General features: G+C 62.3%; 15 protein-coding genes. 3 read left to right on the top strand and 12 right to left on the bottom strand.

Translation table 11 applies throughout. From position 1 onward, the window contains the following. From Mgrana_RS11475 to Mgrana_RS11445, 7 genes are all read right to left on the bottom strand, one after another. On the bottom strand, positions 1–909 hold a 909-nt coding region (locus Mgrana_RS11475; protein WP_206075080.1), incomplete at its 3' end, for an Hpt domain-containing protein. A 50-nt stretch (positions 910–959) separates the two neighbouring features. Then, positions 960–2894, bottom strand: a complete 1935-nt coding sequence (locus tag Mgrana_RS11470; RefSeq protein WP_119357751.1) for a methyl-accepting chemotaxis protein — start codon at positions 2892–2894, stop codon at positions 960–962. 9 nt (positions 2895–2903) lie between these two features. Next, entirely contained in the window at positions 2904–5180 is a 2277-nt protein-coding gene (locus Mgrana_RS11465) for a methyl-accepting chemotaxis protein (protein ID WP_119357750.1), read from the bottom strand. 3 nt (positions 5181–5183) lie between these two features. Then, the gene (locus tag Mgrana_RS11460) at positions 5184–5933 is read right to left on the bottom strand and encodes an MHYT domain-containing protein (RefSeq protein WP_119357749.1); all 750 of its coding nucleotides are present in this window, start codon (positions 5931–5933) and stop codon (positions 5184–5186) included. Between the two features lie 9 nt (positions 5934–5942). Then, on the bottom strand, positions 5943–6407 hold the full coding sequence (locus Mgrana_RS11455) for a chemotaxis protein CheW (RefSeq protein ID WP_119357748.1): 465 nt from the start codon (positions 6405–6407) through the stop codon (positions 5943–5945). Positions 6408–6410: 3 nt separating this feature from the next. After that, positions 6411–6767 carry a response regulator gene (locus tag Mgrana_RS11450; RefSeq protein WP_119357747.1) on the bottom strand — a complete coding sequence of 119 codons (357 nt, stop codon included), beginning with the start codon at positions 6765–6767 and terminating at the stop codon, positions 6411–6413. A gap of 206 nt (positions 6768–6973) precedes the next feature. Continuing rightward, positions 6974–8626, bottom strand: a complete 1653-nt coding sequence (locus Mgrana_RS11445; RefSeq protein ID WP_119357746.1) for a dynamin family protein — start codon at positions 8624–8626, stop codon at positions 6974–6976. Between the two features lie 74 nt (positions 8627–8700). Here Mgrana_RS11445 and recG point away from each other — a divergent pair, with 74 nt between their 5' ends. Then, positions 8701–11058 carry an ATP-dependent DNA helicase RecG gene (recG, locus tag Mgrana_RS11440; RefSeq protein ID WP_119357745.1) on the top strand — a complete coding sequence of 786 codons (2358 nt, stop codon included), beginning with the start codon at positions 8701–8703 and terminating at the stop codon, positions 11056–11058. On the opposite strand, the gene Mgrana_RS11435 is transcribed toward recG, so the two are convergent. From Mgrana_RS11435 to Mgrana_RS11415, 5 genes are all read right to left on the bottom strand, one after another. After that, positions 11055–11507 (bottom strand): c-type cytochrome, encoded by a 453-nt coding sequence (locus Mgrana_RS11435; RefSeq protein ID WP_119357744.1) that lies wholly within the window; start codon positions 11505–11507, stop codon positions 11055–11057. The genes recG and Mgrana_RS11435 overlap by 4 nt on opposite strands. A gap of 78 nt (positions 11508–11585) precedes the next feature. Further along, positions 11586–12614 carry a polyamine ABC transporter substrate-binding protein gene (locus Mgrana_RS11430; protein WP_119357743.1) on the bottom strand — a complete coding sequence of 343 codons (1029 nt, stop codon included), beginning with the start codon at positions 12612–12614 and terminating at the stop codon, positions 11586–11588. A 27-nt stretch (positions 12615–12641) separates the two neighbouring features. Next, positions 12642–13712 (bottom strand): PIN/TRAM domain-containing protein, encoded by a 1071-nt coding sequence (locus tag Mgrana_RS11425; RefSeq protein ID WP_119357742.1) that lies wholly within the window; start codon positions 13710–13712, stop codon positions 12642–12644. After that, entirely contained in the window at positions 13709–15004 is a 1296-nt protein-coding gene (radA, locus tag Mgrana_RS11420; RefSeq protein WP_119357741.1) for a DNA repair protein RadA, read from the bottom strand. The genes Mgrana_RS11425 and radA overlap by 4 nt, the downstream gene beginning before the upstream one ends. Before the next feature lie 71 nt (positions 15005–15075). Continuing rightward, complete coding sequence (locus Mgrana_RS11415; RefSeq protein ID WP_119357740.1) at positions 15076–17280, bottom strand: ATP-dependent Clp protease ATP-binding subunit; 2205 nt, start codon at positions 17278–17280, stop codon at positions 15076–15078. A 591-nt stretch (positions 17281–17871) separates the two neighbouring features. Between Mgrana_RS11415 and Mgrana_RS11410 the strand changes: the two genes are divergently transcribed. Both Mgrana_RS11410 and Mgrana_RS11405 read left to right on the top strand, forming a co-directional pair. Continuing rightward, on the top strand, positions 17872–19395 hold the full coding sequence (locus Mgrana_RS11410; RefSeq protein WP_119357739.1) for a glycine--tRNA ligase: 1524 nt from the start codon (positions 17872–17874) through the stop codon (positions 19393–19395). A gap of 139 nt (positions 19396–19534) precedes the next feature. After that, positions 19535–20554 (top strand): aspartate-semialdehyde dehydrogenase, encoded by a 1020-nt coding sequence (locus Mgrana_RS11405; RefSeq protein WP_119357738.1) that lies wholly within the window; start codon positions 19535–19537, stop codon positions 20552–20554. Positions 20555–20575: the final 21 nt, after the last annotated feature.

Genomic DNA, 20575 nt, shown 5'->3' with positions numbered 1-20575 from the left:
GGGCTCAGCGATGGGGGGTTGGGGGGCGGCCTGGCCCAGCGCAGCAGCCAAGCGCCCCTCCAGGGCATGCAGTCGCTGCAGCACAGCCCCTGCCTCAGGATGGCGGCCTTCCGCGATTGCCAGCAGGGCCGCAATCAAGTCAACGCCTTCGGCAAAAAGCCCTACCAGCTTGGGGTCCCAGGAAGTGCGGCCTTCGCGTATCTCTACCAGCAGGTCTTCCAGGCGATGGGCCACGGTCCCAACCGGCTTGCACCCTACCGAGTAGGCCGCGCCCTTAACCGTGTGCATGGCCCGAAAAAGGGCCTGCAGGCCGGTGCCTTCGGGATCGCCGTGGGCTAAGGCGACGAGCGCCTGCCCCGCAGCATCTAGGTGCTCTGCGGTCTCAGGGGCAAAAAACTCCCAAAACTCAGCATTTTCACGATAGAAACGGGTGAGCTCCTCCAGGATCGAACGGTCTTCAGCCTCGAGCGGCTCCCCGCCCGGGAGGGGTTCAGGGGGACGCTCATGGAAGGCTTGAGGGTTGGTGAAGGCCAACTCCTGAATCAGCTCAGCCGCACCCAGGCGGCCCAGCTCGAGCCCCACCTGGCTCTCCTTGCGGTGGAAGGCAATGTGCTCGAGGGCCTCGGTCAGCACCGCGGTAGCCTGGGACATAAACTCCACCACCTGGAGGCGCTGATTGGGGGTATAGGCATCGGCGCCCTGCAGGATGCGTTCCATTAGAGCGGCTAAGTGGCTGACCTGCGGGAAGCCATACAACCCCGCCGAGCCTTTTAGGCGATGGGCCATGACCACCAACGCCTCAGCATGGTCAGAAGCCAGGAATTCAGCAGTTTGTCCAAAGACCACCACCGATTCCCAGGCTTCGTCCAAAAAGCTTTGCAGCAGGTCAGGAAGCGGTACGGTGGACATCAACACCCCCTCCGGGTAACAGCGTAGATCTTTGCATCATGGCTCCGGCGCTACGCAGGCAGCTTAAAGCGGCCCAGGCTTTGGCTCAAAGAGCCCGCCAGTTGCTGAAGGGCCGCAGCGGTTTGCTGGCCTTGGGCACTCTCCCGTTCCACGCTTTCAGCAACCTGAGCAATCCTCTGAACCGTGGCCTCCACGGCCTGCACCACCGGCACCTGAGCCTGAGCTAGGGTGGAGATCTGCCCTGCCAGCGCAGCGGAGGTCTCGGCCAGTTTGGCGATCCCCTGAAGCCGCATCCCCGCAGTATCTGCAATGCGGTAGCCGGTTTCGGCCTCACGCAACCCTTCCTGGGTCTGGGCCACCACCGTCTGGATGTCGCTTTGTACCTGCCGCACCAGCGTTCCTACCTGTTGGGTCTCGCGGGCAGACTCCTCTGCCAGTTTACGAATCTCCTCGGCCACCACCGCAAAGCGACGCCCTGCCGCTCCCGCTCCTGCAGCCTCAAAGGCCGCGCTTAAGGCCAGAAGGTTGGTTTGTGAGGCGAACTCCTCGAGGGTCTTGGCGATCCCCTCGATTTGCTCTGAGCGGGTGTTGAGAAGGGCAATGGTCTCAGCGATTCGAACGATTTCAGCCCGGATCTCGTTCATCCCAATCATGGCCTGGGTCACCGCCTCACGGCCCAAGCGGGCCATCTCGAGGGTTTGCTGCGCTGCCTCAGCGGAGCTGCCGGCCCGCTCAGCCATCTCTCGGATATCCTTGGAGACCACCTGGACTTGACCGCGCACCTGCGCCACCCCTCCCGCCTGCGCTTGCGCCTCCTCGGCGATGCGCTGGGTTAGGGCATACATCTGGGTGGCGCTCTGGGTTACCGATCCCGCCGCTCCCTGCACCTGCCTGAGCAGCTGCGCGATCTCCTCAACGGTCAGGTTGACCGCATCCACCACATTGCCTAGAACATCTTCGGTGACCTCGCCTCGGCGGGTCAGATCACCGGAAGCAATCTCGGTGACGATCTTGAGAAAGCGGGACACATGGTCTTGCAGCTGTATCCCGCGCTGGCGCTCGGCTTCCTGTTGAAGCTGAAACTCCCGCAGCTGAGTCACCGAATTATTGAAGGTTCGGGCGATGGTGCCAATCTCGTCTCGTCCGCTCACCTCAACCCGGAAGTCCAAATTGCCCTGGCGCAAGGACTGAGCCCCGCGCTCGAGCTGGGCCAGGCGCCGGGTGGTGGCACGCGCGATCCACCCCGCCAGGAGCAAGCCGAGGACTAGGGCCGCACCCGAGGCGATCCACATGGCCCGGGTGACCTGAGCAAAGGCATCCCGGGCCACATCATCGGAAATTTTGGCGAACTGGTCGTTGAGGACGATCAAATCCTGAAGAAAACCCCGTACCCGAAGATACTGCTCTGCTGCCAGCTGCCCCAGCTTCAAATCGGGTTTCCCACCCTGAATGGAGGTCAGAAACCCCACCAAGGACTTGCTGGCCGATTGGTGAACCTGGTCCAGGGCATTGAGCAACTGCGCTTCCTGGGCTTGCAGGGCACCCTGGCCCCTGTTTTGAAGCACCTGGCTGAAGCCAGGCCGGAGGCTGCTCTGCCAGCTCTTTTGGTACTCCTCGAGGACATCACCCCCGGCGGCATCAGCCGCTTTAGCCAGGCTCAGGTAAGCGCTACGCTCACCGGGAGTGGCCCCCGGTGAGCGCATCAGCTCGATATACCGCACCAGATCCGCCAGCGCGGCATCGGATTTATTGATCGCCGAAATGGGCACGAGGGTGTAGTTGTAAAGGCCATCGAGCTGATAGCGCAGGGCGCGAAACCCACCCAAGCTGGCGAACACCACCACGAAGATCGCCAGGGTGAACACCAGCACGATCAGCCCGATTTTCCCCGTCAGCCGCAGGTTGTCTAACCAGCGGCCCTGGTCTTGGAGAATCTGGGTGTCGCGGCGGTTAGAGCGAGACACAGCTTTGAACGAAGGCTGCATGCCAGACTCCTAAGCGGGCAACTGGAAGCGCGAGAGGCTTTGGGCCAGCGACTGAGACAGTTCCCGCAGTTGCTCGGCCACCTCACGGCCCCTGCGGCTCTCGGCGTCGGTTTGCAAGGCGGTATCGTAGATGGCCTGCACCGCCTGGGTTACCTCCTGCACTCGTTCCACCTGGGCTACCGTGCTCTGCACCACCTGGCGAATGGCCTCGGCGTTGCGCTCTGCGAGCTGGGCGATCTCCTCGAGCCGTGTCCCGGCCTCGGTCGCGATACGGTACCCCTGTTCCACCTCTTTGGTACCGCCCTCAACCGAGATCACCACCCCTTGAATCTCGGTCTGAATGCCCTTGACCAAAAGCCCTACCCGGGCCGCCGCCTTGGCGGAGTCCTCGGCCAGCTTGCGCACCTGGTCGGCCACCACCGCGAAACGGGCTCCGGCCTCTCCAGCGCCAGCAGCCTCAATGGCGGCGTTAAGCGCCAGCAGGTTGGTCTGCCGGGCAATGCTACCGATGGTGTCCACTACCTCGGAGATCTCCAAGCTTCGATCGGAGAGGGTCTTGATGTTCTTAGAGATGCTCTGTACCTCCCGGCGGATGTTTTGCATCCCCGAGAGGGTGTTCTGCACAGCCTGCTGCCCCTGCTGAGCGGCCTCACGGGCCGACTCGGAGAGCTGGGCATCTTGGGTCATCTGTTGGGCCATCTCACGGATACCGTCCGATACATCCAGGGCTTCGATGCGGGCCCGGGCCGAAAGCTCGGCCTGCGACTCCGCCCCCTGAAGCACCGCCTCCGAGGTGGTGGCCATCTCCAGCGCCCCTCGGTTCACCGATTCCGCGGCCTGCTGCACCTGTTTGAGCAGGTAAGCGATCTCCTCAACGGTCAGGTTCACCGCGTCCACCACGTTCCCCAGTACGTCCTCGGTAACCCGCCCCCGCTTGGTCAGATTACCCTGAGCGATGTCCATGGCCACGTTTAGGAACTCGCCGATGTTTTGCTGCATGAGCTGGCTCTGGCGCAGGGCCTCCGCGTCGGACTCGGCCTTGGCCCGAAGCTGTGCTACCGACTCGTTAAAGGTTTTGGCCAGCGTGCCCAGTTCGTCGCTGGAGCGTACCGGCACCTGCACCCCCAAGTCTCCCGCGCTGAGGCGCCGCGCCGCACCATAGAGCGCGTTCACGGGGCGGGTCACACTACGGGCCACTGAGCCTACCAGCGAGAAGGTGAGGGCCAGAGCCAATGCGATGAGGATAAGTGCGATGAGCTGGGTGTGCTGGAGGCGCTGGATGCGGGCTTGCAGCTCGAGACCCAGCTGAGCCAACACCGCATCATAAAGCTTGTACTGCTGCTCGAAGGAATTAAGCGCCAGCTGGAAAAACTGTGGCCCGGTAATGGAGGCCTGACTCACCTCTAAAATACGGCTTTTATAGGCCGAGAACATCTGATCTACTGCCGCGGCGGTATTGCCGGACTGCAGGCCCAACAAAGTGACCGCCCCCGGCGAGGCTTGGGTTACAAACGTGATGGAGTGGGCCACTCGAGCCAAGCGGTCTTGAGCCAGGTTCAGGCGGAACTGCATCTCGCTCTTCTGGGCCTCACTGCTGGTGCCTCGGCTGGCCGCGTTGATCCCCAAAGTACGTACCAATCCTGTGGCATTGATCGCTTCAGGGAGTTGGTTGGTGGCCAAGTTAGCCAGATAATAGCTGGCTTGCTCCGGGTCAAGGATCAAGGAAGAGGCATTGGCCACCTGATCTATCAGGCTAAAAATATACTTGGAGATCAAGGCATCATGGCGCTCGGTGCTCTCCGCGGGGGTGAGCTTTTCGATGCTGCCCTTCAGGTTTTGCCAAGCCGAGCGTAGGTCGCTGAGCTGATCGGTGGTGCCAAACTCCGCCCCATAGCGATCATCTACCTTTTGCAGAAGGGTCAGATCCTGATCGACCGCGTCGGCCAGCTTGAGGCGGGCTTCACGCGCGCCGGCGTCACCCCCCAGCTGGGTAGCGGCCCGCCCACGATGCAGCTGGATGTCCTGCATAAGCTGCTTCAGCGGAATCAGGTACTCCAAGCCCTGCTGTTCCCTAAAGGCGGTGCTGATCTCTTTGTTCTGCTCCCGCACTAAAAGCCCCACCACCACCGCAATCGGCAAGGTGAAGGCCAAGGCGATGAGCAGGAGTTTTTGCCAAATCTTGAGCGACTCGAGCCAACTCCCCCCCCGTGCAGAGGTGGGAGCCGGAGTCGCCCCGCGCCGCCAAGAGGCGCGCTGGGGTTTGGTTTGCTCGCGGGCAGGGACCATGGCTTATGCTCCTTGGCCGGTTTCCCCAGCCTCCTCCGACCCCGTGCTGATCAGCGCGGTCAGGAACATTGGCAGACTGACCAGCACCACCGCCAGCACCAACACCAGGTTCACCGAGAGCAGCCCCCCGTAAGCCCCGATATGACCTGTAGCGGTTCCATTTGCGCTAAAGCGAGCCGCAGCCATGGCCACATAATGCATAAAGGGAATGGCCGAACCGGTCACCGCGGCGGCAATCAGATAACGGCCAGGAAGGTTGCGGGTTAAAGGGGTGGTAAGCAGCCAGATTCCCACGGTACCAATCGCTACCGCCACCAGCACCGATATCCCCACCATGGGCAGATCGAAGTCCAGTTTGGCGTCCATCCGCATGGCAAACATGCCGACATAGTGCATGACCCCGATCCCTGCCCCCAGGGCAGTACCGCTCAGCACAACCTGCAGGGCGCTTACCTGGGGCTTGCTGACCAACTGAAAGGAGATGGCCGCGCCCACTATCGCAAAAACCACCGAAAGCGCAGTCAGGAAGGGGTCATATCCCACGATCATCCCAAGCTGTAGCGCGGTCATGGCGGTAAAGTGCATCGCCCAAACCCCTAATCCGAAGGTTACCGCGCCCAGCCACAGCCAGCGGCGGGTTCCCCCTTCGCGCAAGCGGTTGATGGTGGTGAGGGCAGCATAGGATGCCACGATAGCCACCGCAAACGAAAGGGTCACCAGGATAGGGTCATAGTGAGTGGAAAGTTGTTGCATAAGCGCTCCTTAGGATCGGGCCCCCAGGGTAGCCCGAGTTTGCTCGGTGAGCATGGCGGTGAGGGCCTCGAGCCCCAGCACCGGGATCGGCTGATCTTCCCAAGAAATCCAACCCGTAACAAAGGGCTGTCCCCACCAGGGGGAGGTGTGCTCAGCCGGCAATGGGTTAGGAGTCATCTCCTCCAGGGGGGTATAGAGGCGCAGCACCTCGTGAATGGCAATTGCCAGGGTGAGCCCCGGCTGACCTACCACCGCGGCCAGGGTTGGCTTCCCGAGCTCCTGGCCGAGAAGCTCGCCCAGATCTACCAACGGCAGGATGTTGCCGCTGCTGGCCAGCAGTCCCAACACAAAGGGAGGAGACAGGGGGACCGGGGCCGGGCGGTCTACTTCAAGCACCTCCTTGAAGGCGTGTGGCTCGAGGGCAAAAACCTGCGCCCCCAAGCGCAGCAGCCAAAATTGCGAAGGTGTGCCCATGGCCTAAAGCAGGGTGTTGACGGCCTTGCGCAGGTCATCGGGGGTATAGGGCTTGGTCAGGTATCCACTCGCCCCCTGGCGCTTGCCCCACTCAATATCGGTGGGAGCCCCTTTGGAGCTGATGATCAGCACCGGGATGTTCTTGGTGGCTTCGTTGCGTTTCAAAGAGCGGAGCACCTCATACCCGTTACGCCCCGGCATCACCACATCCAACAGCACCAGGTCAGGCTTCTCGCTTTCAATGCGAGCTTCGATGTTCTCGCTGCCTTGATAAATCATGACCTGATGCTGTGAGGCCAAAGCCCCCTCGATCAACTTGAGGTCTGCCAGAGAGTCATCTACTGCGATTAGCTTTGCCATTTAACCTCCTCGCTCCAGGCGATGGGTGTACTCATGGGGCTATCCCCAAGATTACGTAACTCGAGGTTACGCATCCGGTCACTGATCCCCTGTGATATATGCACCTCAAGCCCAACTTTATGAGAAACAGCCTCCCCTTGGTTTGATGAAACCTTAATCCAAAGGACGCAAAGCGCCCCCGGTCCTCACTAAAGAGAGGTTACCGATCAGCGTCCCTCGAGCCGGGCTTGAAGCTCTCGGGCTTCTTGGGCCAGGGTCTGGACCTCCCCTAGCTGTTCCCCAGCGGCCTTAAGCGCGTCCTCCATGCGCAGGCAAGGGGCCCGGTAAAGGCTACCGAAGCGGTCGCGGATCTGGCTCAGCTCGCGGTTTAAGCTCTCCTCGAGGGCCGCTTGGAGCTTCTCACGCAGTTCCCCCAAACGCTCCCGCAGTCGGGTCTTAGCGGTTTCGCGGCGCCGGGCCATGATGGTCAAACCCAGGATTGCTGCGACCAGCCCTGCAAAAATCCCCAGCAAGTCCAGCAGAATCTTGTTGAAAATCAGCACCAGCCCGGTTCCCAGGCCCACCGCCCCCACCTCAGCCAAGGCGGTGTGCTGCAGGGCCGTCTGCACATAGTCCTTGAGCTTTTGGGCCTCTTCATCGGGGTTGAATTCACGCAGAGCCGCCTCGAGATTGCCTTCGATGGCTTGGCCTTCTGAACCTTCCCGCACCGCCGCGCGGAGGCTCGGGGCCTCCCGCAGCAGATGCAGGGCATCCTCGAGGAGCTCGCGGTCACGCTTGGCCAGCCAGTTCATGGCACCCAGCACGTTGCGCTCAATCTCCGCATTGGCCCCCCGTACCACCTGATCGCTAAAACTCTGGCGCAAGCGGGCCGAGTTGAGCAGCTTAAGGAAGTTGGAAAGGCGAAAGTTCTCCTCCAGCCAGGCTTCCCCCCGGGCCCGCACCGCCTCGAGCTGCCCCGTAGCCAGGGCCACCTGATCGCGGAAATCCGCGCGGGTACGGCTCAGGTGCCGCTCTGCCAGGGCATCCAGCTCGCGACAGGTGCCGAGCTGTTCTTCAACCTTGCGGCGACGCTCCTCGAGCTGGGGCTGGGCTTCGGTCGCCAGCCGCAGCAACACCCCCAGCGGAGAACCCAGCTTGAACCGAGCCGCTTGCTCAGACAGCACGGTACGGATATGCGCCTCAAGTTCGGGTACCCGGCTCCCTACCAGATCCCCCTGCCGGGCCTTACGGGCGGAGAGGGCAAAGGTGGGCGGAACCTGGCCCAGGGTCTGCTCGGCCCCTTTGCGCACGTACTCGAGCACCTGCTGCACCTCGGGAGGGGTGAGCAGATCCGCTTTGTTAACCACCAGCACCACCTTCTTGCCCCAGGCCCGGATGAAGTCCAGGAACTGGGCCTCGCTCTGGGTGAAGGGCCGGTCGGCACTGGTGACAAAGAGGATCAGGTCTGCCCGGGGCAAAAACCGCTCGGTGAGGGCCTGATGGTGTTGCAAAATGGCGTTGGTCCCCGGAGTATCCACCAGGCGGAGGTCCTTGAGCAGCGGGTCCGGTAAATAGATCTGAACCAGCTCCGGCGAGACCCCCTCGAGCCGAGGCTCCGGACCATAGCCGATGAGATTGATGCGGTCCGTGGTGGGGGTGACCCCTTCTTTGAGAAAATCTGCTCCTAGCAGCGCATTGAGCAACGAGGATTTCCCGCTGTTGAACTCCCCTGCCACCACCACCAAAAAAGGCCCATCGAGGTCCAATAGGGCTTGTCGCAAAGGCCCCACCTCGCTTTGGGTGCGGGCCAGGACCTCGAGGCCGCGCGTGGTGAGCGAGCGGACCTCCTGCGCGAGCTTAAGGATCTTCGAATCCAGCATGACAATACCCTGGGAGCCATTCTAACGCCTGGGATGGCTGCTTCCGGCCCTTAGAGGCCCGGTACAATGAATCTGTGACCCCTCAGGATCTCAAAGATCGGCTGTTGCGCCCGCTGCGCCGCGAGCTGGCTACCGGTGCGGAGGACAAGGTGGTGGCCGGTGGTTTAGAAAAGCTGCTCGAGAACCTGGGGCAGCCTTTCCCCGAGGTGCAGGCCGCGCTGAGGGGATATCGGCAGCTCACCCCCTCCGAGAGGGTGGAGCGGCTCCATCAAGCCATCCAGCTCTTGGACGGAACCCCTCGCCCTTCTGGGTCCGGAGAAAACCCTCAGCCCTCCCCTAGCCCTCGAGGCCTGGAGGCTGGAAATCTAAACTTTGACTCTCCGGTGGAGGGGCTCTCCCTGGGCCCTGGGGCCAAAAAGAAGCTGAACGAGCTGGGGATTCGCAGCGTGCGCGACCTGCTCCACACCTACCCGCGCCGCTATGAAGACCGCCGCACCCTGCAAAGCCTGCGCGAAGTCGAGGAGGGCCAAAAGGCCACGGTCTTCGGTAAGGTGCTCAGCCGCGAGCTGGTCAAAACCCCCAAGCGGGGCATTCAGCTGGTCCAGGTGCGGCTGATGGATGCCTGGGGCTGGAAGTTCACCGCAGTGTGGTTCAATCAGCCTTGGGTCTTGAAACAAATTGCCGAGGGGGCCAGCCTGGTGATCTCGGGGCGGGTGCAGCGACGGGGGGCTAACCTCTCGATCATGGTCGAATACTTTGAGGACGAGGCGGGGGAATCACTTTCCACCGGGCGAATCGTACCGGTATATCCGGCAAAGGAGGGTGTGGGGCAGGCCTTTTTGCGTCGGGCGGCCTGGCGGGGCCTCGAGGCGTTTTCCCAGATCCCAGATCCGCTCGAGCCCTACCGCCAGGAGGGGGCTTTGGCCCACGTCTCCGGGCTACCCTCCCTCGATTTCGCCCTGCGCCAGGCCCATTTCCCCAGCGCTGAGGAGGCGTTGGAGCAAGCCCTCTACCGCCTCAAGTTCGACGAGTTTCTGCTGCTAGAGCTCAAGGTCATGCTCCAGTCGGGGAATTCCGCCCTTCTGGGCCGTACCTTTCGGGTCACTCCGGAGATGGTCGAGCGGTTCCGAGCCGCGCTGCCCTTTACCCTCACCGAGGCCCAGGAGCGCGTGTTGAACGAGGTCCTTAGCGATATGCAGGGGGAGCGCCAGATGGCCCGGCTGGTGCAGGGTGACGTGGGCTCGGGGAAAACCGCGGTGGCCGCGGCGGCCCTTTACATTGCGGCTTGCAACAACGCTCAGGGGGCCCTGATGGCCCCTACCGAGATCCTGGCCAAGCAGCACTTCGCCAACCTCACCCACTACCTCTATCCGCTGGGGGTGAGCCTGGATCTGCTGGTGGGCTCGATGAGTGCGGCGGAAAAGCGGGGGGTGTATGACCGCCTGAAAGCGGGGCAGACCCACGTGGTGGTGGGGACCCACGCCCTCATCCAGGAGCAGGTGGAGTTCCGCGACCTGGGCCTGGCGATCATTGATGAGGAGCACCGCTTTGGGGTGATGCAGCGGCGGGCCCTGCTGGGCAGCCGCCCAGACCTGATTGTGATGTCGGCCACGCCCATTCCCCGCTCGCTCGCCCTGACCCTATATGGAGACCTCGAGGTCTCCCAAATTGACCAGCTCCCCCCTGGGCGCATCCCGGTCAAAACCAAGGTGCTTCCACACAAACTGCGCTCTCAGGCCTACGCCTTCGCCCAGGGGGAAATTGCCAAAGGCCGCCAGGTCTTCGTGGTGACCCCCATGATCGAGGAAAGCGAGGCCGAGGGGATGGAGGAGCTGGCCGCGGCCACCAAGCTCCGCAACGAGCTAACCACCCTTCTGCCCGAGGTACGCATTGACCTTCTGCATGGCAAGATGCCCGCTGCCGAAAAAGACGCGGTAATGGAGCGCTTTAAGGCGGGGCAGTTCGATCTGCTGGTCTCGACTACGGTTATCGAGGTGGGGGTGGACATCCCCCAGGCCACGCTGATGATCATTGAAAACGCGGAACGCTTCGGCCTGGCCCAGCTTCACCAGCTTCGGGGAAGGGTGGGGCGGGGAGGCCTCGAGGCCTACTGCATCCTGATCGCGGGCGAATCCTCGAAGAAAACCCTCCACCGCCTCAGGGTGATCGAGGAGTCCAACGACGGCTTCTATATCGCCGAGAAAGACCTGGAGCTGCGCGGGCCCGGCGAGTTGCGGGGGGTGCGCCAATCTGGGATGCCCGATCTCCGGATTGGCGATCTGGTCTCGGATCAGGAGATCATCGAGCGGGCTCGAGCCTTCGCTCAGGCCATCCTCGAGGCCGATCCCTACCTAGACGCCCCGCAAAACGCTCTGCTGAAGCGCGAGATACAAGCCCGGGCGGAAGCCATCGGTTTCCGCGAGGTTATCTAGGGCAGGTTGAGCTTGGCTCGAGCCGCCCCGACCTGCTGCGGGGTCAGGCGGGTGGAGCGGGCCGCTGCAATTTCCCCCGCCGTGATGGGTTTGAACTCGGAGGGGAGGGCTTTGTCGTTGCTCCAGGCGTTCAAGATGTAATTCAGCACCCCGGCCAGTTGCTCATCGGGAAGTTGGGCGAAGGCGGGCATCACCCCGTTGTACTTCTGCCCTTTGGCGGTGATTTCTCCCTGCATTCCATAGAGCAGGGTGTTGATGAGCTGAGCCCGGCCAGTAGGGATTTGGAGAAAGTCTGGAGCATGCCCAGCCAACGGAGGAAAAGCACCGGGGCGGCCCTGGCCCTTGTCGCCATGGCAAAAAGCGCAGTTTTGTTGGTATAGCCCCGCCCCAGTTTGAGCGGTGGCCAAGGCCAACAGGCCCCATAAGGCCCACGAAACGAGCTGTTTCATAAATTCAGTATAGACAAGCCAGGGCGTGAACCGGGTTAGTGGGTCCTCAATGGGCTTTTAGGGTCCAGCCAGGAGGGCTTATTTGGCCTTCACATCCGCCCAGATCTTGTTGTAGGCATCGTTGTTGGCACCCAAGTCGTGGATAAACTCGAGCCTGCTGCGAATCTGGGCATTCGGATACACCAAGGGGTTGTCCTTATCCTTGATTTTGGGCATAGCGGCCGCGACCGGGGTGGCATAGCCGATGTTGTTGGAGACCTCCGCAGCCACATCGGGCTCGAGCAGGTAGTTGATGAACTTGTAGGCCAGATCGGGGTTAGGGGCCTTGGAAAGGATCATCAGGCTATCCGCCCAGATGGTCGCCCCTTCCTTGGGGATCACGTATTTGAGCTTGGGGTTGTCGGCTTGGGCACTGATGATGTCTCCGGAATAGGCCGGGCCCACCGCAATATCCCCGGCCAACAGGCGGTTACGAATCTCGGTTCCGCCGGCAAAGCCTTTGCTGCGGCGCTTGGCATCAATCAACAGCCGCTCAGCCGCAGCGAGCTGGGTAGGGTCGGTGCTGTTGACCGAGTCCCCGAGGTATTTGAGGGCCGCCCCCACTTGTTCGCGCATCTCATCCAGCAATAGGAAATCCCCCACCTTTTTCGCCGGATCAAAAAGTACCGCCCAGCTGTCCACCGGCCCCTTGACCAGGTCCTCCCGGTAGGCCAGCCCGGTCGTGCCCCATTGATAGACCACGCTGTGGGCGCTTCCAGGATCGAAGCCGGGGTCGGCAAATTGGGGCTCGAGGTTCTTGAAGTTGGGGATTTTGGACTTATCCAAGGTGCGGATGGTGTTGTCTCTGGCCATCTGCCCCACCAAGTAGTCCGAGGTGATCACCAGGTCGTATTCGCTGTCCGCCCCAGCCTTGAGTTTGGAGAGCATGGCCTCTGGAGAATCGTAGGTGTCCAGGATCACCTTGACCTTTTCGCGGTTCTCAAAATCCTTGATCACGCTCTCCGGCATGTAGTCCGACCAGTTGAGCAGGTGCAGTTCGGCCTTACCCTTAGGGCCACAAGCGCTGAGAAGTGCGGCCAGAACGAAAATTCCAATCCATTTCTTCACAGGTACCCCCAAGGAATTATAGCCCCTCTAGTGGGGTTCCCCTTTGCGCAGCGGAGGAGCCTCGAGCACGCTCTGGAGCTTACCGAAGAGCAGACGCCCAACCTGGGTCTGGATGGCCTGGGTAATCACCACCGGAATTTCTTTCCCTTTATACGGCAGGGCATCGTCCACCACGATCATGGTGCCATCCTCGAGGTAGCCCACCCCCTGACCCGGCTCCTTACCCTCCTTCACGATGGTGATGCTCAGCTGATCCCCCTGCTGCAGTGGGGTACGCAGCACCGAGGCCAAGGCCTGGATCGAAAGGGTCCGCACCCCGTAAATGCGGGAGAGCTGGGCCAGGGCATGATCGTTGGTGACCAGCATGGCCCCAATCTTCTTGGCCTCGCTCAGGATCTGGTCGTCTACGGGGTCATCGGTCTCTTGGGTCTCCATCACCTCTAACCCCACCGTGAGCTTGAGTCGCTCGAGGGTATCCAAGCCCCGCCGCCCCTTGGCCCGTTTCTGTGGGTCAGGGGAGTCCGAAAAGATCTGCAGCTCGCGCAGCACCTGCCGAGGAGCCAGCAAAGGCCCCTCCAAAAACCCCATCTCGGCCACATCGGCGATGCGCCCGTCAATCAGCACCGAGGTATCCAGCACCTTCCCCCCCCGCAGCTTGGGGGTCGGGGGTGGGGTCGGACGTACCAGACGAAAGTATTCGCGATTAACCACCGCAAACGCCGACAGCGACATCACCAATACCGCGGCAATGATGAGCGAATGGATGGGCAGAAACCCCGGAATCTGGTTGAGCAGGTTGGTCAGGAGCACCGAGATCAGAAGGCCTAAACCTGAGGCCACCGTCACCGCCACTCCGACCTCTGGAGGCAACGCTTTAAACCAAGCCCGAACCGCTTCCCAGCGCCGCTCGAGCCCATGGGCCAAGCGAGGGATCAGCAAAAACCCCACCAGCAACCCCACCACCCCCAGATACAGACGGTTGAGGTTGCTCAAGTTCTCGGGCCCGCCACCCAGCCAGGGCACCGACTCCAGCATCAGCCCCAGCCGGTATCCCGCAAAGGCAAACAAGGCATAGAGGAGCAATTGCAGCAGGTTCATAGCAGCTTCTCCAGGGCCTTCTCGAGGCTGCGAAACTCGGGGGGATGCACCAAGCGATGGAACCCCGCCCGCCGACCCTCTCGCAGCCGACGTTCCAGACCCTCCACGCTGCGCAGTTCTCCGGCCAACCCCACCTCACCCACCGCGGCTACCGCATCTGGAATAGCCCTACCCATCACCGCAGAATACACCGCAAGCCCCACCGCCAAGTCCAGACCGGGGTCAAACACGCGCAACCCCCCGGCCAGATTGACATAGATGTCGAGGTTGCCGAGTTGCAGCCCTAGGCGACGCTCGAGCACCGCCAGCACCACGTCCACCCGCCGGGAATCCAGCCCCTGAGAAACCCGCTTGGGGGCAGGAAACGGCGTTCTGGCCGCGAGTGCTTGCACCTCCAGGGCCAGGGCCCGCTCTCCCGAAAGGGCCAGCGCCACCACCGAACCGGGCGCACCCACCGGACGCTCCGCCAGGAAGGCGGCGGAGGGGTTAGGCACCTCCTCCATCCCCTCGTGGAGCATCTGAAACACCCCCATCTCCCCCACCGGGCCGAAGCGGTTCTTGGCCGAGCGCAGTACCCGGAAGTTACCGGCGGTCTCGAGGTAAAGGGTGCAGTCCACCATGTGCTCAATTACCTTGGGCCCGGCCACAATCCCCTCTTTGGTCACGTGCCCGACCAGCACCGTGGTCATCCCGCTGCCCTTGGAAAAGCGGGTCAAGGCCGCGGTGGAATCGCGCACGGCGACCAGCGAACCCGCTGCCGAGGCCGTCTCTAGGGTCTGTACTGAATCCACCACCAGGAAGTCTGGGGGGGCGGCCTCGAGCGTCGCCAGTAGGGGTTCGAGGCGGGTTTCGCGCAGCAGCTCGAGCTCGCCCGAAATTCCCAGGCGTTCGGCCCGAAGCCGGATCTGGCCCGGTGACTCCTCGCCCGCCAGATATACCACCCGCCTACCGGTCTCGAGCATCCGGTGTGCCACCTGCAGCAAAAGGGTGCTCTTCCCCACCCCCGGCTCGCCGCCCAACAGCAGCACCTCGCCCGGAACGAAGCCCCCGCCCAGCACCCGGTCCAGCTCACCGATGCCGCTGTCGAAACGGGCCTCTGCGTCTGCGGAAACCCCGGCCAGCTTGGTCAGGGCCTCGAGGTTGGCCTGAGGCCGGGCCTCTGCGCGAGGGCCGCCCCTCGAAGCCTCCTCCTTGAAGCTGTCCCAGGCCCCACAGTTGGGACAGCGCCCCAAAACCTTCACCGATTTGTAGCCACACTCGGCGCAGCGGTATTGAGCGGTGATCTTGGCCATACCTGAGGTTGGGGACAAATCAGTCAGCGTCGAACGCTAGGTTGCCAGCGTTCGACGCCGAGCGCCCTCCGCTAGACAAGTGAAACTTCTTCCTCCTCGAAGGCAATCTCACCCTCTTTAAGAGTGACCAGAAGGGTACGGCCTGGGTGCGAGAGCAGCTCCAAGGACAGCGGATCCTCGATCTTCTCACGGATCAGGTTGCGCAAGATTCGGGTGCTGCCCTGCCGGGGGGCCGCGTCCACCAGCCAAGCCGCCAGCACCGGGTCAAAGCGCACCGACTTCTCGCGGCTCTCGAGCTCCTTGGCGATGTCCTCGAGCATGATCTGGGTGACCTGCACCAGCTCCGCCTCGCTCAGGTTGCGGAAGCGGATCACCTCATCCAACCGATCCAAGAACTCTGGGGTGAACATGGCCTTCAACGGGCTCTCGGTATCCACCTCGCGGTCGGTGAACCCAATCCCCGGACCCACGTTGAAACCGGTATTCGAGGTCATGATCAGAATGACCCGGCGGAAATCCACCGTGCGGCCCAACCCATCGGTCAGACGACCCTCGTCCAGCACCTGCAAGAAGGTGTTGTAGATGTCGGGGTGGGCCTTCTCGATCTCGTCCAAGAGCACCACGCTGAAGGGCTGGCGGCGCACCGCCTCGGTCAGCCGACCGCCCTGCTCATACCCCACGTATCCCGGAGGGGCCCCGATCAGCTTGGAGATGCTGTGCGGCTCCTGAAACTCGCTCATGTCAAAGCGGATCAACGCGCGCTCACTCCCAAAGAGGACCTCCGAGAGGGCCCGGGCCAGGTGGGTCTTCCCCACCCCCGAGGAACCCACGAAGAGGAAGCTGGCCGAGACCCGGGTACGCCCTCCCAGCCCCACCCGGCTGCGGCGCAGGGCCGCGGCCAAGGCCTCCACGGCCTCGTCCTGACCGATCACCCGGCGCTTGAGTTCCTCCTCCAGGCGGAACAGCTTGCTGTCGTCCTTGTCGTCCACATAGACCCCGCCCCAGCTATCCACCACGCTCTCGATGTCCTCACGACTCACCAGGGGCGTGCCCTCTTCATCCATGGCCACCGGCAGCCCCAGCGAGTCGTTCAAGCGTACCCGGCTGGCGGCCTCGTCAATCAGGTCAATGGCTTTGTCTGGGAAATTGCGCCCCGGCAGGCTGCGGACCCCAATCTTGACCGAGATCCCCAGGATCTCGTCGGGAATCACCACCCCGTGGTGGGCTTCGTAGCGGGGGCGCAGCCCCTTGAGGATCTCCAGGGTCTCCTCCGGGCTAGGCTCGAGCACAATGACCGGCTGGAAGCGGCGCTCGAGGGCGGCATCCTTCTCAATGTAACGGTGGTACTCGCCGGTGGTGGTGGCGCCAATTACCTGGATCTCACCCCGGCTCAGGGGGGGCTTAAGGATGTTGGCCGCATCCAGGGTGCCCTCCGCACCCCCAGCCCCAATCAGGGTATGCAGCTCGTCAATGAAAGCCACCACCTTGGCATTTTTGAGCTCCTCGATGATCTGCCGCAGGCGTTCTTCGAACTCGCCACGGTACTTGGTTCCAGCCACCACCCCGGCCAGGTCCACCGAGACGATCCGGGCTCCGCGCAGCACCGGGGGCACCCGGCCCTCAACGATGGCCTGCGCCAAACCCTCTACAATCGCGGTTTTCCCCACCCCAGGATCCCCCACCAGCACGGGGTTGTTTTTGGTGCGGCGGGCCAGAATCTGGATCACCCGGTTGATCTCCTCGCTGCGACCGATCACCGGATCGAGCTTGCCTTCCCGGGCCTCCCGGGTCAGGTCGCGTCCGTATTCATCGAGGAACGGCGTAGCCACAGCCTTCTCCTTACTGGTTTCGCCCGCTTGGGAGAGCACCCTCCAGCGGATGGTGTCCACATCCTTGGCATAGTGGGTCATGATCCGATAGGCGATGCCATCGCCTTCACGGATGATGCCCAGCAGGATGTGCTCGGTACCGATGACCTGGCTCGACATATTACGGGCTTCAGCAGCAGCAAGCTCCATGACCCGCCGGGCTCGAGGCGTGATGGCGGGGGGCTCACCGGTGCGGCTGCCCTCACCCCGACCTACTAGCTCTTCCACCATTCGGCGCATGGCCTCAAGGCTGGCGCCGTATTCCATCAGAATACGAGCGGCGGTACCGCCTTCGCGCATCAGCCCCAACAACAGGTGCTCGGGACCAATCATGCTGTGCCCAAGGCGGCTTCCCTCCTCGCGCGCGTAGTGAAATACCAACCGGGCACGGTCATCGTAGCGGTTCAAAACAGCACCCCCAGATCTCTATGATAGGCCTTCAGAGAACCTTGCATCCGTAGCTCAATAATACAGTATGACCCGAGTTTTTTAGGTATTTGCGCCACATCTTAACCGGTCGGCTCGTAAAGCCTTAGCGCAATCTAAACGCAACCCGGGCGTTACGGCAGGACGGCCCCGACGGCTTTGGCCCCTGCCCCACGGCAATCCGGTTCGTCTCGGCCTTTAGGTCATACCGGCTTGAGTGAGGAGGGGCGGATCGGCAATTCAGGGGAGCGCACCCCTCAACCATATTGACGAGGCCCCGTGGCGTGCGCCAAGATGGGGGCGCGTTGATTCGCAGGAGTACCCTGGTGTTCAACCTCAAGTATAGGGCATCGGCCCCGTGTTGCAGCGAGCTTGGGAGGGTGTGAGCCAAGCGGTCAGAGCCAGGAGAACGGCAGCGAAATAAGCCCACGGGCCAACGCAACTCAAAGGGCTCAGGGGAAAACCCTGGGAACTGGGGTGGAACCGCGAAACGCGCCCTGCTCAGGAGCGCCTTTCGTCCCCAGGCAGACACGCTGCCGGGGGCGTTTTCTTTTCCCCGGCGTGGAGGACCCTATGCCTGCTGAGACAATGGACGAGCTGGTTTCTTTAGCCAAGCGCCGGGGCTTCATCTTCCCCGGTTCCGACCTCTACGGTGGCCTGCAAGGCACCTACGATTATGGGCCCTTGGGGGTAGAGCTCAAAAACAACCTCAAAGCGGCCTGGTGGCGGGCCAATGTTTATGAACGCGACGACATGGAGGGGTTGGACTCGAGCATCCTGACCCACCGCCTGGTGCTGCGCTACTCCGGACACGAGGCCACCTTCTCCGACCCTCTGATTGACAACCGGATCTCCAAAAAACGCTACCGCCTCGACCATCTGCTCAAAGAGCAAAAGCCGGGGGTGGCCGCCGCCGTGGCCCAGGCCCTTGGGGTTACAGAGGCTGAGAACCTGAGCGCTCTGGTCGCGGCGATTATGGCCGAGCCCGAACGAGCCGCTGAGGCCATGAAGGCCGCCCAGGTCGTAGACCCCGCCGATGGTGCGCCCGGTGACTGGACCCCCCCACGGCCTTTCAACATGATGTTCAAGACCACCATCGGCCCGGTAGCCGATGAGGATTCCTATGGCTACCTGCGCCCTGAAACCGCCCAAGGCATCTTCGTGAACTTCAAGAACGTGTTGGACTCCACGGCCCGGCGGCTGCCCTTTGGCATCGCCCAGATCGGCAAGGCCTTCCGCAACGAGATCACCCCGCGCAACTTCATCTTCCGGGTACGGGAGTTCGAGCAGATGGAGATCGAGTTCTTTGTCCGACCGGGCACCGACGAGGAGTGGCATCAGCGCTGGCTCGAGGCCCGGCTCACTTGGTGGGAGGCCCAGGGCCTCCCACGGCAGCAAATCCACGTGCTGGACGTACCCAAGGAGGATCTGGCCCACTACTCCAAGCGCACCTTTGATCTGATGTACAACTACCCCACGCTGGGCTTTGAGGAGATTGAAGGCATCGCAAACCGCTCCGATTACGATCTGGGCTCCCACACCAAAGGCCAGGCTGAGCTTGACCTTCAGGCTCGAGTGATGGAAAACCCCGACTCCACCGCCCGGCTGGCCGTACAGGACGAACAAACCAAAAAGTGGTTTGTGCCCTTTGTGATCGAACCCTCAGCTGGGGTAGACCGGGGGGTCTTGGCGGTGCTCTCCCAAGCCTATACCAAGGAACGGCTCGAGAGCGGTGAGGAGCGCATCGTGCTCAAGTTCAAGCCCCATCTGGCCCCCATCAAGGTGGCGGTGATCCCCCTGGCCAAAAACAAGGAGGAGATCACCGGCTACGCCAAGGATTTAAAGCGCATGCTCCAGGGGCTGGGTTTGGGACGGGTTCTCTACGAGGACACCGGCAATATCGGCAAAGCCTACCGACGCCACGACGAGGTGGGGACCCCCTTTTGCGTGACGGTGGACTACGACACCATCGGCAAATCCCAGGACGGCAGCACCCGCCTCCAGGACACCGTGACCGTGCGGGACCGCGATACCATGCAGCAGGAGCGGGTGGCGGTAAGGGAACTGGCGGCCTACCTCCAAGAACGCTTGCGCTAAACCCTAGCCTGCATTGACTTTCTCCGCAACTCCAGGTAAGGTCTAGGCTAATGGTTTGGTATACCACTACCCGCTAAGCGGCAACTCGAAAGGGTTGTCGCGCCCGCCTGTGTGGCGGGTTTTTTATTAGGAGGATGCCATGAAGCTGGGAATCGTTGGAGCTACAGGGGCGGTTGGACAAGAACTCCTCAAGGTGTTGGAGGAGCGCGAATTCCCCGTATCGGAACTGCGGCTCTATGCCTCGAGCCGCAGCGCGGGCAAAACCATGCGCTTCCGAGGCGAGGAATGGGCCATCGAGCCCCTGCCCGAAGGGCCGCTGCCGGTGGAGGTGGTGTTGGCCAGTGCGGGAGGGAGCCTCTCCAAGCGATATGCCCCGGTCTGGACCCAACAGTCGGTGGTGATTGACAACTCCTCGGCATTCCGCTACGACCCAGATGTTCCCCTGATCGTGCCGGAAATTAATGCCCACGCGCTCCAACCAGAGGCTCGGCTTATCGCCAACCCCAACTGCACCACCGCCATCCTACTGATGGCCCTGTATCCGCTGCACAAGGCTTTTGGGGCCAGGCGGGTGATCGTGAGCACCTACCAAAGCGCTTCGGGAGCGGGGGCCAGCGGGATGCAGGAGCTGCTCGAGGGCACTCGAGCCTTCCTAGAGGGCCAGCCGATGATCAACCGAACCTTTGCCCACCCGCTGCCTTTCAACGTGATCCCCCAGATCGATAGCTTCCAGGAGAACGGCTACACCAAGGAGGAAATGAAGGTACTGTGGGAAACGCAGAAAATCCTGAATAATCCCTCCATTAAGGTCTCCTGTACGGCGGTGCGCGTGCCCACCTTGCGGGTCCACTCCGAAGCGGTGAGCGTGGAGTTCGAGCGTCCGGTGACGCCGGAGGCCGCTCGAGAGGTGCTGGCCGGGGCCCCAGGGGTGGAGCTGGTGGATGACCCGGCGAATGGACGTTATCCACTGCCCCACACCGCAACCGGCAAATATCCCGTCGAGGTGGGGCGCATCCGCAAGAACCTGGTTTTCGACAACGGGCTGGACTTCTTCGTAGCGGGGGATCAATTGCTCAAAGGGGCGGCGCTCAATGCGGTGCAGATCGCCGAGTTGTTGCTCGAGCGGCCCCAATTCCGGCAAGCCCTACGCTCAGCTTAACCCCGTATACTTTGGCCCTAA

The sequence above is a fragment of the Meiothermus granaticius NBRC 107808 genome (assembly GCF_003574355.1).
Lineage (GTDB): Bacteria > Deinococcota > Deinococci > Deinococcales > Thermaceae > Meiothermus > Meiothermus granaticius.
Note: the sequence above shows the minus strand (reverse complement) of the source record. Positions and strands in the feature narration are given on the sequence as shown.